Annotated in this window: 13 protein-coding genes; 4 read left to right on the forward strand and 9 right to left on the reverse strand. The window is 36.8% G+C overall.

The window, feature by feature from the left end; translation table 11 throughout:
- Positions 1-43: 43 nt before the first annotated feature.
- The 6 genes from V6R96_RS05110 to V6R96_RS05135 all read right to left on the reverse strand — a co-directional run bounded on the left by V6R96_RS05110 (position 44) and on the right by V6R96_RS05135 (position 5,084).
- Positions 44-1,339: a DEAD/DEAH box helicase gene (locus V6R96_RS05110; RefSeq protein WP_111960958.1), complete on the reverse strand. Its 1,296-nt coding sequence runs from the start codon at positions 1,337-1,339 to the stop codon at positions 44-46.
- Positions 1,340-1,426: 87 nt separating this feature from the next.
- Positions 1,427-1,915, reverse strand: a complete 489-nt coding sequence (locus tag V6R96_RS05115; protein WP_336378195.1) for a DUF6438 domain-containing protein — start codon at positions 1,913-1,915, stop codon at positions 1,427-1,429.
- 63 nt (positions 1,916-1,978) lie between these two features.
- Positions 1,979-2,770, reverse strand: coding sequence for a hypothetical protein (locus tag V6R96_RS05120; protein ID WP_336378196.1), 792 nt, complete (start codon positions 2,768-2,770; stop codon positions 1,979-1,981).
- Between the two features lie 3 nt (positions 2,771-2,773).
- Positions 2,774-3,757 (reverse strand): GTPase ObgE, encoded by a 984-nt coding sequence (gene obgE, locus V6R96_RS05125; RefSeq protein ID WP_111960961.1) that lies wholly within the window; start codon positions 3,755-3,757, stop codon positions 2,774-2,776.
- Positions 3,758-3,824: 67 nt separating this feature from the next.
- A complete protein-coding gene (locus tag V6R96_RS05130) occupies positions 3,825-4,403 on the reverse strand; it encodes an adenylate kinase (protein WP_111960962.1) in 579 nt (192 codons plus the stop codon).
- A gap of 126 nt (positions 4,404-4,529) precedes the next feature.
- On the reverse strand, positions 4,530-5,084 hold the full coding sequence (locus V6R96_RS05135) for a phosphoribosyltransferase (RefSeq protein ID WP_223558909.1): 555 nt from the start codon (positions 5,082-5,084) through the stop codon (positions 4,530-4,532).
- A 412-nt stretch (positions 5,085-5,496) separates the two neighbouring features.
- Here V6R96_RS05135 and V6R96_RS05140 point away from each other — a divergent pair, with 412 nt between their 5' ends.
- A complete protein-coding gene (locus V6R96_RS05140) occupies positions 5,497-7,086 on the forward strand; it encodes an ABC-F family ATP-binding cassette domain-containing protein (protein ID WP_336378197.1) in 1,590 nt (529 codons plus the stop codon).
- Positions 7,087-7,375: 289 nt separating this feature from the next.
- Here V6R96_RS05140 and V6R96_RS05145 read toward each other — a convergent pair whose 3' ends face one another.
- A complete protein-coding gene (locus tag V6R96_RS05145) occupies positions 7,376-7,966 on the reverse strand; it encodes a hypothetical protein (protein WP_336378198.1) in 591 nt (196 codons plus the stop codon).
- Between the two features lie 136 nt (positions 7,967-8,102).
- A complete protein-coding gene (locus tag V6R96_RS05150) occupies positions 8,103-9,035 on the reverse strand; it encodes an alpha/beta fold hydrolase (protein WP_336378199.1) in 933 nt (310 codons plus the stop codon).
- Between the two features lie 214 nt (positions 9,036-9,249).
- Between V6R96_RS05150 and V6R96_RS05155 the strand changes: the two genes are divergently transcribed.
- Positions 9,250-10,536: an adenylosuccinate synthase gene (locus tag V6R96_RS05155; protein ID WP_111960966.1), complete on the forward strand. Its 1,287-nt coding sequence runs from the start codon at positions 9,250-9,252 to the stop codon at positions 10,534-10,536.
- A gap of 85 nt (positions 10,537-10,621) precedes the next feature.
- Here V6R96_RS05155 and V6R96_RS05160 read toward each other — a convergent pair whose 3' ends face one another.
- Complete coding sequence (locus tag V6R96_RS05160) at positions 10,622-11,704, reverse strand: endonuclease/exonuclease/phosphatase family protein (protein ID WP_336378200.1); 1,083 nt, start codon at positions 11,702-11,704, stop codon at positions 10,622-10,624.
- A gap of 129 nt (positions 11,705-11,833) precedes the next feature.
- Here V6R96_RS05160 and V6R96_RS05165 point away from each other — a divergent pair, with 129 nt between their 5' ends.
- Together V6R96_RS05165 and V6R96_RS05170 are read left to right on the forward strand one after the other, a co-directional pair.
- Positions 11,834-12,274 (forward strand): nuclear transport factor 2 family protein, encoded by a 441-nt coding sequence (locus tag V6R96_RS05165; protein WP_336378201.1) that lies wholly within the window; start codon positions 11,834-11,836, stop codon positions 12,272-12,274.
- A 67-nt stretch (positions 12,275-12,341) separates the two neighbouring features.
- On the forward strand, positions 12,342-12,719 hold the full coding sequence (locus V6R96_RS05170) for a VOC family protein (RefSeq protein ID WP_336378202.1): 378 nt from the start codon (positions 12,342-12,344) through the stop codon (positions 12,717-12,719).
- The last annotated feature ends 1 nt before the right edge of the window (position 12,720 follow it).

Here is a 12,720-nt window from a genome sequence, read left to right on the forward strand (position 1 = left end):
TGTTAAATATAAAAAAGCCCTTTCGTTGGAAAGGGCTTTCGTATTATTTTTTTCTGGTGAAATTTTTATTCTTCGGTTTTTTAAAACTCGTTGGTGTGCTGCCTGCAGGCTTATTGTTATTATTTTGTGGCTTTGGAGACCTCGGAGGTCTTCTGTCACCACCGGCTGCCATAGGCTTGTTATTAGAATCTCTTTTCTGGGCTACAAGATCATCCGTGTGGAAAGGATGGTCTTTTATAACTGGAATTTTCTTTCCGATAAGTTTCTCCGTATTCCTTAAATTTAAAAGGTCAAGACTGTCTACAAAAGAAATCGAAGAGCCTTCAGCTCCCGCTCTTCCTGTTCTTCCGATTCTGTGAACATACGTTTCAGAAACATCGGAAAGCTCAAAATTGATTACATATTTAAGTTCATCGATGTCAATACCTCTTGCAGCGATATCTGTGGCGACCAGAATTCTTGTTTTTCCGGACTTAAAATTACTGAGGGCATTTTGTCTTGCATTCTGGGATTTATTCCCGTGAATAGCCTCTGCTGAGATATTATCTTTTTGCAGTTTCCTTGCAATTTTGTCAGCACCGTGTTTTGTTCTCGAAAATACCAGTACAGAATCTGCAATGTCATTCTCTAAAATATGGGAAAGAAGATTAAGCTTATTGTCTTTTTCTACAAAATAAACTGATTGCTTAATCGTTTCTGCAGTGGAAGAAACCGGAGTCACTTCTACCTTCACAGGATTATTCAGGATAGAATCTGCCAGTTTCTGGATTTCAGAAGGCATTGTTGCTGAAAAGAATAAAGTCTGCCTTCTTGGTGGAAGAAGTTTGATCACTCTTTTTACATCATGTACAAAACCCATATCCAGCATTCTGTCTGCCTCATCAAGAACAAAGATCTCAATGTTTTTTAAGCTGATAATACCTTGAGCGATAAAATCCAGAAGTCTGCCGGGAGTTGCCACCAGAATGTCGATGCCTTTTCTTAAGGCGGCCTCCTGATTTCCCTGCTTTACACCTCCGAAAATCACGAGCTGTTTGAGCGGAAGGTATTTTCCGTATGCATTAATATTTTCCTCGATCTGTATGGCAAGTTCTCTTGTTGGCGTTAAGATCAGGGCTTTTATATGATTATTTTTGGTCTTATTTTTTGATAAATTCTGAAGAATAGGAATAGCAAACGCCGCTGTCTTTCCTGTTCCTGTCTGTGCGCATCCTAAAAAGTCGCTGCCTTTTAAGATTTCAGGGATAGATCTCTCCTGAATGGGCGTGGGATTCGTATATCCCTGTTCCTGAATTGCTTTTGCAATAGGTTCTATTAAGTTTAGGTCTGTAAAATTCAAATGAACTGTTTTTTTAATTTAAAATAAAATTCCCTCAATGTGAAGGAATGATACGATGCAAAGGTAGTCTAAATATTTTTAAACGGATTATTTTACTTTTGCCCACTGCTGGTTATGTCTCAGGTCTTCAATGAACATGTAGACTTCCCTCAGTTTTTCACTTCCTCTTTTGCCATAGTCTTCTACGTTTTTGGAAGTTCCATCCGTAAAATTAATTCTCAGATATGAAGTTGAGAGGTCCGTGATATTTCTTGTTCCGTATTTATCTTTTAGATTTTTCACGTCAAGACCATTCAGTAGAGAAACTAATTTGTTATAATCTGCTTCCTTGATTACCCCTTTAAAAGTTCCTTCACGCGGTTTTGAAAATTCCCCTTTTGAAAAATCTTTCGAGAAATTAAAATGCTCAGCTTCCAATATGGCTGTTCTGTCCGGATTAATGGTCATGGTGAAGATAGGGCAGGATCCGAAACATGCTCCTGCTTCATATTCGATTTTAGCGTATTTTGAATTGGTTTTCTGGGTTGTACAAGAAAATAAAAATAAAAATGCACAAAGACTTAATATATATTTCATAGCGATGGTTTCCTGTTTTCTTTCAATAATTATTCCAAATGCTGAACTGTCGTAGTATAGAAACTATTCCAGAGATGAAACACAACAACCTTTGGTAAATGATAATCTTAATAGTATAGAATCATTATTCATTGATTCATAGTACTTTGTTCTCTTCTTGGCAGTATTGTAATAAGAATAGCTTTTTATTTCGCCTTTGTCAAACATGATCTTATTTTTGAAGAACAAAGGTTCCATATCGTACAGGATATTATTGTTGAAATTCTGGTCATCGTTGGTTACATCCAGTTCAATAATTCCCAGATTCGTTTTTGCTTTATTATTACGGATAAGATTATACTTATAATGGATAAGATCATTTTCCGTTTTCTTTTCAACCAACTCTAATATCTGATCAGTTTTCAATTTTTTCCTTTTTCTGATGTCAGCAATTTCAGATTCCAAAGGAATGTCGCCGGTGAAATAATCAAAATTTCCGGGTTTGATCTCTTTACTTTGATCCTTGATCGAAACAGGAAGTACAGGATTGGTATCTTTGTTTAAATTATAGATAATCCCATTTCTGCTGTTGTTAAAATACAACACAGAAAAATCACTTTCATTGGTGTAATATTCTATAATATCGCTCACCTCATTATCTGTACCCTGACCCTCTGCCTTTTCGTAAGTAAATTTATATTTTAACCTCTTGTTGAATTCATACTTAAAGAACGCCTTATTATTTAAAGGAGCACGTTCATCCTGTTTGGATGTTTCCATGAATGAAAAGCTGTCCTGAGCATAAGTCAGGGCAGGCAGGAGAAATGAAACAAAAATAACAGCGGGTGCTGTTATTTTCTTCAATGAGTGTATCATCTTTTATCCGTGAAGTTTTTTCCAGATTGCGTCTTTCAGTTCTACAAGGCCTTCTCCCGTTACACCAGAGAAAAATAATGGCTTTCTGTTTTCAGGGAATTCAGCAGAAATTTCTTTTTTCAGCTCATCATCCAGAAGATCTGATTTTGAAATAGAAATGATGAAATCTTTATCCAAAAGTTCAGGATTGTACTCCGTTAATTCATTTTCCAGAATTTTAAACTCCTGGAAATGACTTTCAGAATCAGCCGGAATTAAAAATAATAAGATAGAATTTCTTTCAATATGTCTTAAAAATCTGTGTCCCAAACCTTTCCCTTCAGCAGCCCCTTCAATGATTCCCGGAATATCAGCCATTACAAATGATTTGTAATTTCTGTAGTCCACAATACCAAGATTGGGGGTCAGAGTTGTAAATGCATAATTCGCGATTTTAGGCTTTGCAGCAGATACGGATGCAAGAAGGGTAGATTTTCCGGCATTTGGAAAACCAACTAAACCTACATCGGCCAAAATTTTAAGCTCGAAAACAACAAAACCTTCCTCGCCATCCATTCCCGGCTGTGCATATCTTGGAGTCTGGTTGGTAGAAGATTTGAAATGCTCATTTCCTTTTCCTCCTTTTCCTCCCTGCATCAAGATAATTTCCTGCTTGTCTTCAAGGATTTCACCGATAATTTCTCCCTCTTCATTTTTAGCGATAGTCCCAATCGGAACATCAATATAAATATCGTCACCGTCAGCACCGGTCAGCTGGTTTTTCGCTCCGTTTTCACCACGATCAGCTTTTATGTGACGGGTGTATCGAAGCGGAAGTAAAGTCCATTCCTGAGCATTTCCTCTCATGATGACGTGTCCGCCACGGCCTCCGTCGCCTCCATCCGGACCACCTTTAGGAATATATTTTTCACGGCGAAGGTGGGCAGAACCAGCACCTCCGTGTCCGCTTTTACAATGGATCTTTACGTAATCTACAAAGTTAGACATATAGTTTGTGTTGCGGGTTGTAGGTTACAGAATCTGAATTTTTCAAATCCTGTAACTCATGTCCCGATTATTTAATTTTTTCGACTTCAGCGAAAAGCTTTTGGGAAATTTCTTCAATTTCTCCTACGCCGTTTACTTCAACATATTTTCCCTGCTGTTTGTAAAGTTCGGCAACTTCTGCTGTTTTAGTATAATATTCTTTAATTCTGTTTTCAATGATCTCCACATTACTGTCGTCAGATCTTCCGCTGGTTTCCCCTCTTTTCAGAAGTCTTTCCACTAAAATTTTGTCTTCTACTACTAACGAAAGACAGATATCAATCTTATCGTTCAGTTCCTCTGCTACAATTTTTTCCAAAGCTTCCGTCTGGGCAGTAGTTCTTGGGTAACCGTCAAAGATAAATCCGTTGGTATCGGTAGGTTTTCTGAGCTCGTCGACCAGCATATCCGTTGTTACCTGATCCGGAACCAGTTCTCCCTTATCGATATAAGACTTAGCCAGTTTTCCAAGCTCCGTATCATTTTTCATGTTATATCTGAAAAGATCACCTGTTGAAATCTGTTTTAAATTGAATTTTTCGATCAGGTTTTGAGCTTGTGTTCCTTTTCCACTTCCTGGAGGGCCGAACAGAACAATGTTTATCATAATGTTGATTCGCTTGCAGCTTCCGGCACTAAGCTTTCAGCCTTTAGCTTTTTTAGTTAATATTTACTTTATTTCGATTTTAATATTTAAAGCTAATGGCTAATAGCCAAAAGCTAGTAGCAGTAATTAATGGTTGATCTGTCCTTCTTCCAGTTGATACAGGTTTGAAAGGTTTCTTCCCAATTCATCATAATCAAGACCATAACCAAGAACAAATTTATTTGGAATCTCTTTTCCGATATAATCCAGCTTGAAATCTTTTTTGTAAACATCCGGCTTTAGTAAGAATGAAGCCAGCTTTACAGATTTAGGACGCTGTGTTTCCGTAAAATATTTGAACAGACTCTCAACTGTGTTTCCGGTATCTACAATATCTTCTACAAGAATAATGTGACGGTCTTTCACATCTTTAGTCAGTTCCATTTTTTGGTAAACAATCCCTGTGGACTCTGTTCCTGCATACGAGCTCATCTGGATAAAAGCAATTTCGCATTCGCCCGGATAGTATTTTAAAAGATCTGAGAAGAACATGATCACTCCATTCAGAACCCCGATGAAAACAGGAACCTCGTCTTTGTAATCTTCATAAATCCTTAACGCTGTTTCTTTTACAATTTCCTGAATTTCGGCGTCCTTCAGATAAGGAACGAAAGTTTTGTCGTGAACTTTAATGCTTTCCATAAAAAATTTTAGTAGTCGGCAAAGTTACGGATTTTTGATTAAAATCTTTTCTACTTTTATTCCGGATTTAATAAACATATCATTTAAAACGAATATCTTGAAATAATTCACCTTTTAAAGCTTTAATTATCATAATCTATTCGGAAAAATCTTCGTTTTACAAGTCCTTTACGTAAAAGAAATTCTGATCCAATGAATTTAACCATTGTAAAAATATTGCTTTTTTTGTGCTTTTACCTTTGTTTTTTATATGAAGATTTTATGTTTTTTAACTAAAAAAAATGAATAATTAATAATTTGCTATCTTTGTATTTCCAAAACCCAATTATAACATGTAGGATTCAGTTTCTTTCCGATCTATCAAACAGTAGCCCAGGTGCTGCTGATGTTTAACTATTACAAGAAAGAAATAATGATTTTACTGCAAAATATATCTTACGGGTTTCCCGGAGGGGATCTCCTTTTTAATTCAATCAATTTAACCATACAACCTCACACTGTATCGGCATTAGCCGGAAGCAACGGTATTGGGAAATCTACGCTCCTGAAGATTATGGATCAGGAGATTCAACCTTTAGAAGGAAGTGTAACCGTTAAGGGTGATGTATACTGTGTTCCGCAGATGTTCGGAAATTTTGATCATCTGACTGTGGCAGAATGTTTTAAAATTGACAAAAAACTGAATGCTCTTCAAAAGATCACAAGTGGCGAAGTAGATGAAGAATATTTTGAAATTTTAAATGACGACTGGGATATTGAGGAACGCTGTCAGAATGCATTAAGTTACTGGAAACTTGAAGATCTGGACTTAAGTCAAAAGCTGGAAAGCTTAAGCGGAGGACAGAAAACAAAAGTTTTTCTGGCTGGTATTCAGATTAGTCAGCCGGATATTATCATTCTGGATGAACCTACGAATCATCTCGATCTGGAAGGACGAAATCTGTTGTATGATTTTATTGAAAAAACAAATTCGACTGTTGTGATTGTGAGCCATGACCGTACTTTGCTGAATTTGGTCGATACCATTTTTGAATTAAGCAATCAGGGAATTTCTACTTATGGTGGAAATTATGACTTTTATGCTGAACAGAAAGAAATAGAGCAGGAAGCACTCCAGAATGATATTCATGCTAAGGAAAGGGCCCTGAAAAAAGCAAAAGAAAAGGAACGGGAAACTATAGAACGCAAACAGAAACTGGATGCAAGAGGAAAACAGAAGCAGGAGAAATCCGGTGTAGCGAGAATTATGATGAATACCTTACGGAATAGTGCTGAAAAAAATACTTCTAAATTAAAAGGCGTTCATGCTGAAAAAATCAGCGGTATTTCCGGCGATCTTCGCGATCTTCGTTTTTCACTGAAAAATTCTGATCAGATGAAAGTGAATTTCAACGATTCCAATCTGCATTCCGGAAAAATTCTGATCAGTGCGGAAGACATTAATTTCAAATATGGACATCAAAATCTCTGGAAGGAAAATCTCAGTCTTGAGATCAGGAGTGGTGACAAAATTTCTATCAAAGGCTCAAACGGATCGGGGAAAACAACTTTGATAAAACTGTTGTTGGGAGGTTTACAACCGAATGTTGGTAATATTTCGAGATCAGAATTTAATACGATTTACATTGATCAGGAATATTCCCTGATCGGGCACGAAATAAGTGTGTATGATTTTGTGAAGCAGTTTAATGACGGAGCAATGCAGGAATCTGAAGTGAAAACTCTGTTGGCCAGATTTCTGTTTGGAAAAGAAACCTGGGATAAGAAATGTGGAGTACTGAGCGGAGGAGAGCGATTAAGACTCCTTCTCTGTGGGCTTTCTATAAGCAGTAAAGCTCCTGATATGATTGTCCTTGATGAACCGACGAATAATTTGGATCTGCAGAACGTAGAAATCTTAACAGCATCTATTAAAGATTATAAGGGAACATTGTTGGTAATTTCACATGATGAGCTTTTCCTGGAAGATATCGGGGTGGAGAGGGAGATTGTTTTGGACTAAATTGAGGTGCTACGTTCTGATTGTTGTATGCTCCCGTGGATTTTGCTGATTAAGCAGATGTTTTTTTGTATTTTGTCATTGCGAGGAGCGCAGCGACGAAGCAATCTCTTATCTAAATATAAAGGAGTAGTCTGCGGGAGATACCATGGTTGAAAATCTCCCGCAGATTTCACAGATGGCATAGTATATTGTATTTTTTTGGATGCAAATGTAAACCTTATGGGTTTTAGAAACCTATAAGGTTCGAGTGGAGGTAACGTTTCTCTGTTGTTCGCAAAGTTTTATTTTTTTATTTTAACTGAACATTGGGTAGTTTATAATTCCCAACAACTTCTATTAAGTGAGTAGAGTTATTTTTTAGATTATTGAAAAATTTCTCCATATTTTCTTTATAGCCTCTTTCACTTATAGCGAAAAGTAAAACGCCTTTGCTTTCATTAACAGTAATCAGTTTATAACGGTATATATTTCTTTCTGCAATTAATATTTCCTTTCCATCTTTCGAATTTTCACTCATGAGAAAGTCTAAAATATATTCACCATCATTTTCATATATTTTATAATTTACAACCGGATTCGATTGCTTCATTTTTTCAAGTTCGCTTACTTTTTGATCAACAACATCTTTAAGATTGAAATCTCCCTTTACAAATTCGATCAAAGCTAATGTATTGTATTTTTCAATCTTTTCATTGGAACACAAATATTCCTGCTTGTAATAATTTTCATTGGGATGAGAACTCCAGATCAAATTATAGGTTTTGCCATCCATTTTAATTGGGCCGGGAATGTTTAAATATTCAATCGTTTTATTCTGAGCATGTAGCGAAAATGTTACGAGGGAAAGTAGAGCAACAATAAAATTTAATTTTTTAGCCATAATTTTTTGTGTTTTTTGTTATAATTATCAATGCTTAAATATATAATAATTAAAAAAATGAAAGAAGAAAGTAAGCTTGCAGCCTTCAAAAATAAAGATCTCCCGCATATTTTACAGATGAACACGGATATTAATGTTATAAATGCTTTAGAATCCACTGGTATATTTCATTGAAGACATCTTCCCTGATTTCTTCATTTAATATTTCGTGGCGCATTTCGGGGTAGATTTTCGTATGTGCATCATTAAATCCATCCTGCTTTAAATGATTGATTGTCTGTAGCACTCCTTTACTGAAATCTCCGATAGGATCATTCTGTCCGCTAATGAAAAGGAAAGGGAAGGATTTTGGAATAGAAGCAGCCCAGCTTCTTGCCGTTGCTTTTTTGTAAATACTGAACAATGCATAAAAAGCATTATTGGTAAACGGAACACCACAAAGTTCATCTTCTGTAAAAGCTTTCCTGTTAGCCTGATTCAGACTGAGCCAGCTTGTATCACTGAAATCGGGATCTTTCTTGAAATGTTTGTTATTGACAATATTGAAAAGAGTATTGAGGTAAGTAAGATGATGAGGCGCTATTTTGTTCGCTAATGAAAGATAACCTTTTATCAGACTGATGCCGGCCAGGGAACCTCCTGTTCCTGTAATAACTGCTCCGGTAAACTGGCTGCTGGCTCTCTGAAGAAGGCAGCGGGTAACAAAAGATCCCATGGAATGTCCAAGAACAAAATGAGGGACATCCGGATATTGTTGGTGAAGATGTTTACTCACTGCTTCAGCATCTGAAACAAGTTTTTCATCGGGTTGGTTCAGCTGGAAAAATCCGATGTCTTTTTTATCTTTTACGGATTTTCCATGTCCCAGATGATCATAAGTTAGTACAGCCAGCCCCCGGTCTGCAAAATAACCGGCAATTTCAGCATATCTTCCGCTATGTTCCTGCATGCCGTGGATAATGAGTAAAGTAGCTTTTACGGGAACTGTATCAGGAGTGAACAGGGTATGGAAGAGTTTTGTCTTGCTGGTAGTTGTTGGGGAGAAGTAAGATGATTTTTTTGATGCCATATGGGTTGCCTTATTATTTCAGTAGACAATCAAATATACGGAATTAATAATTTTCTTTTTTACATTAAATATTTTGGGTCGTCTGTCATGATAAAGAAATTTTTATATAATAAACACATGATTTCCACCTCACCCATAAAATAAATTTCCCTCATAATTTGCCCACCCTATTTTTAAAAAGTAATTTTGCATGAATCTAAAATAAAAGTAAAATATGTCAACTTACGTAGTTGTAGGTCTTCAGTATGGAGATGAAGGTAAAGGAAAAATCACGGATGTTTTATCGGCTAAATCGGATTATGTTGTTCGTTTCCAAGGGGGGGACAACGCTGGTCACACGGTTTATGTAGGCGAAGAAAAATTTGTACTTCACCTTCTTCCTTCTGGTGTACTGCAGTGCAAAGGGAAGTGTATCATTGCTAATGGAGTAGTGGTAAACCCAAAATCTTTCATTAAAGAGGTTGGCCAGATCGAGAGCAAAGGCTTGAGAACTGACCACATTTTTATCAGCAGAAGAGCGCATGTGATCATGCCTTACCACATTCTTTTGGATACATACCGTGAAGAGGAACATGGAGGAACTCAGATTGGAACTACAAAAAAAGGAATCGGGCCATGCTATGAAGATAAGATCGCAAGAATCGGGATCAGAATGGTAGACCTTTTAAATCCTGAAATCTTAAGAGACAAAATTGAGAAAAACCTAAAAGTTAAAAATTCTCTTTTTGAAAAATACTACGGAAAGCCAACACTGGATGTAGAGGAAATTTATAACGAATTTTTAGCCATCGGAAAGCAGCTTCAGGACAGAATCGTAGATACGGAAGTAGAGTTGAATGAAGCGATCAGAGACGGTAAAAATGTTTTATTCGAAGGTGCTCAGGCATTGATGCTGGATATCGACTTCGGAACATACCCATACGTAACTTCTTCTTCACCTTCTACAGGAGGAGTTTGTACAGGAGCCGGTGTTCCACCGACTTCACTTCAAAACCTTATCGGGGTTGCCAAGGCATATTGTACAAGAGTAGGAAACGGACCTTTCCCTTCCGAGCTGGATAACGAATTAGGAGAAAAGATTAGACAGATCGGTGGTGAATTTGGTGCTACAACCGGAAGACCAAGAAGAACAGGCTGGTTAGACCTTGTTTCTTTAAAGCACGCTTGTATGATCAACGGAATCAACAACCTGGTTATTACAAAATTAGACGTACTTACAGGAATTGAAAATCTGAAAATCGTTACACATTATAAGACTGAAGATGATAAGATCATTGATTATTTCACTTCTTCAACGGAGAAATTATACAACTACGAACCAATCTATCACGATTTACCGGGATGGAACGAAGATCTTACCAAAGTAAGAAGCTATGACGAGCTTCCGGATAATGCTCAGAAATATATAGAGTTTATTGAGGAATATCTGGGAATCAATGTATATTTGGTTTCTGTAGGTCCTGAAAGAAGCCAGAATATTATCAGAAAAGAATTATTCTAAATTTTAGAATACAATATAAAAAAAGAGACTGTCACCTGACAGTCTCTTTTTTATTATATAAATTATTGGTTTTTGTCAGACATATTTATCCTTCAGTTACCACTTCATCGCGGTTACCATCTTCTTCTTTTCCTTCCTGTATCATTTCTTCTGCTTCCGCTTTCTCTTCCGGAGTCGCTTCCTGAACCCGCTCTTCCTGTTCATCGTTGTGATGGTCTATGAAAAATTCACAATATACCGGAAGATGGTCTGAACCGAAATTTTCCAGGGTTTTAAGCTCTTTGATAAAAATATCTTCACTGTGGAACATCAGATCGATCGGAAATCTTAGCAGGCGGTATTTCGCATGAAAGGTAGACACAAAAGAACGTCCGATTCTGGGATCAATCAAATGACTCGTTTTTCTAAATAATATGGATGATTTCGACCATGCTACATTATTAAAATCTCCTACAACAATAACCGGTTCATGGATATCTTTTACCCGTTTGGCCGTACTTAAAAGATCACCGTCTCTTTCTTTAGAGGTTTCTTCTTCAGTAGGGCTTGGCGGAGGCGGATGCACTCCGAAAAATACAAATGAAAATCCGTCTTCAGTCTTTAGGTGTATTTCAATACTCGGAATATCATCAGCCACAAAATAATGAGTCTGTGCACTCTTGATCTCAAGTTTAGAGTAGAAATGCATTCCATAGGTGTTTTCGAGAGTTACTTTATGCCGGAACGGATAATCTTTTTCAAGAACTTTCAAGGCCTGTTCCCAATCTCCATTACTTTCCATAGTCATAAAGACTTCAGGTTTGTATTTTTTAATAAGTTGAATAAATCTTTCGTATTCCTTATTAAACTGATAAACATTGGCAGAAATAAAATGTAATTTTCGAGAAGATTTATGCTGCTGCTTATGCTTTTTGACCGGATAAAGCGGTGTATACTTCACGAGGGTAACCCCGTGGTGAATGAACAATAACAACAGAAGACTCTGTGAGTACCAGAGATGCTGAGTCTGATCAAGTAAAAGCCCCAAAACAAAAGTGATCAAAACAGCATAAGTAATCTGAATCTTACCAAACTCCGGAACCCTGAATATCCAATGGGAATTCTGAATTTTAGGCAATAGTGTCAAAAGCACCAGCAATCCGATTAACGACAAATAAATACCCCACATAAAATTTAATCAACGGATAAAAATAGTTTATTTTTTATACAATTCAAATCAATTCGCTTTTTAGCTATGCTAATTTAATAGATTAGTATAATTTTCCCTATTTTTATTCTGTCAGATTAATAAAACCATATGAATAAACTTATTGCAGTTGTCCTGCTCTTCAGTACTTTCTGTTTCGGACAGCAGAACCAGGAAATAGAAAAACCGGTCCGTGATCTGTTTTTAGGAATGAAGAATGCAGATCCTGAACTGATGAAATCCGCTTTTGCAGAAGGAGCCATTCTCCAGAGCATTGCTAAAGACGGAACAGTGAAAAACGAAAATGTACAGGAATTTATAGCCTCTGTTTCCAAATTTTCAAAAGATGATCTGGATGAAAGAATTGTCATTGATGCTGTGCATACAGATGGCGGACTTGCCAGTGTTTTTACGCCGTATTCTTTCTTCTTCAAAGGTAAATTCTCACATTGCGGAGCGAACAGTTTTCAATTGGTTAAGCAGCAAAATGACTGGAAAATTCAGTACATCATCGATACCAGAAGAAAAGAGAACTGCAGAGAAATAAAATAATGAGAATTAATCTGATTTCATTTTCAAATCTATAGAAATCTGACACACGAATTTAAAAACATTTTAAATGAAGATTCATCACATTGCCATTATATGCTCAGATTATAGAGTTTCAAAGAAATTCTACACTGAAGTTTTAGGCCTTACTATTATCCGCGAAGTTTACCGTGCAGAAAGACAGTCATATAAGCTTGATCTTGCTATCGGTGATCATTACGTTATTGAGCTGTTCTCATTTCCTGATCCGCCGCCAAGACCTTCCCGCCCCGAGTCGTGTGGCTTAAGGCATCTGGCATTCTCTGTAGATAATGTCGGAATCAAAAGAGATGAGCTCATAGCAAAAGGGCTCACCTGTGAAGCCATCCGCATAGATGAATATACAGGAAAAGAATTTTTCTTTACCCAGGATCCGGATCAGCTTCCGCTGGAGTTTTATGAAATGTAAA

It is taken from the genome of Chryseobacterium sp. CCNWLW53, assembly GCF_037083525.1.
GTDB classification, from domain to species: domain Bacteria; phylum Bacteroidota; class Bacteroidia; order Flavobacteriales; family Weeksellaceae; genus Chryseobacterium; species Chryseobacterium lathyri.

Bases quoted from the DNA above. Each gene is read 5' to 3' on its own strand.
- V6R96_RS05135 (WP_223558909.1), bottom strand. From the start codon at position 5,084: ATGGAAAGCATTAAAGTTCACGACAAAACTTTCGTTCCTTATCTGAAG.
- obgE (WP_111960961.1), bottom strand. From the start codon at position 3,757: ATGTCTAACTTTGTAGATTACGTAAAGATCCATTGTAAAAGCGGACAC.
- V6R96_RS05150 (WP_336378199.1), bottom strand. From the start codon at position 9,035: ATGGCATCAAAAAAATCATCTTACTTCTCCCCAACAACTACCAGCAAG.
- V6R96_RS05115 (WP_336378195.1), bottom strand. From the start codon at position 1,915: ATGAAATATATATTAAGTCTTTGTGCATTTTTATTTTTATTTTCTTGT.
- V6R96_RS05155 (WP_111960966.1), top strand. From the start codon at position 9,250: ATGTCAACTTACGTAGTTGTAGGTCTTCAGTATGGAGATGAAGGTAAA.
- V6R96_RS05145 (WP_336378198.1), bottom strand. From the start codon at position 7,966: ATGGCTAAAAAATTAAATTTTATTGTTGCTCTACTTTCCCTCGTAACA.
- V6R96_RS05130 (WP_111960962.1), bottom strand. From the start codon at position 4,403: ATGATAAACATTGTTCTGTTCGGCCCTCCAGGAAGTGGAAAAGGAACA.
- V6R96_RS05165 (WP_336378201.1), top strand. From the start codon at position 11,834: ATGAATAAACTTATTGCAGTTGTCCTGCTCTTCAGTACTTTCTGTTTC.
- V6R96_RS05170 (WP_336378202.1), top strand. From the start codon at position 12,342: ATGAAGATTCATCACATTGCCATTATATGCTCAGATTATAGAGTTTCA.
- V6R96_RS05120 (WP_336378196.1), bottom strand. From the start codon at position 2,770: ATGATACACTCATTGAAGAAAATAACAGCACCCGCTGTTATTTTTGTT.
- V6R96_RS05160 (WP_336378200.1), bottom strand. From the start codon at position 11,704: ATGTGGGGTATTTATTTGTCGTTAATCGGATTGCTGGTGCTTTTGACA.
- V6R96_RS05140 (WP_336378197.1), top strand. From the start codon at position 5,497: ATGATTTTACTGCAAAATATATCTTACGGGTTTCCCGGAGGGGATCTC.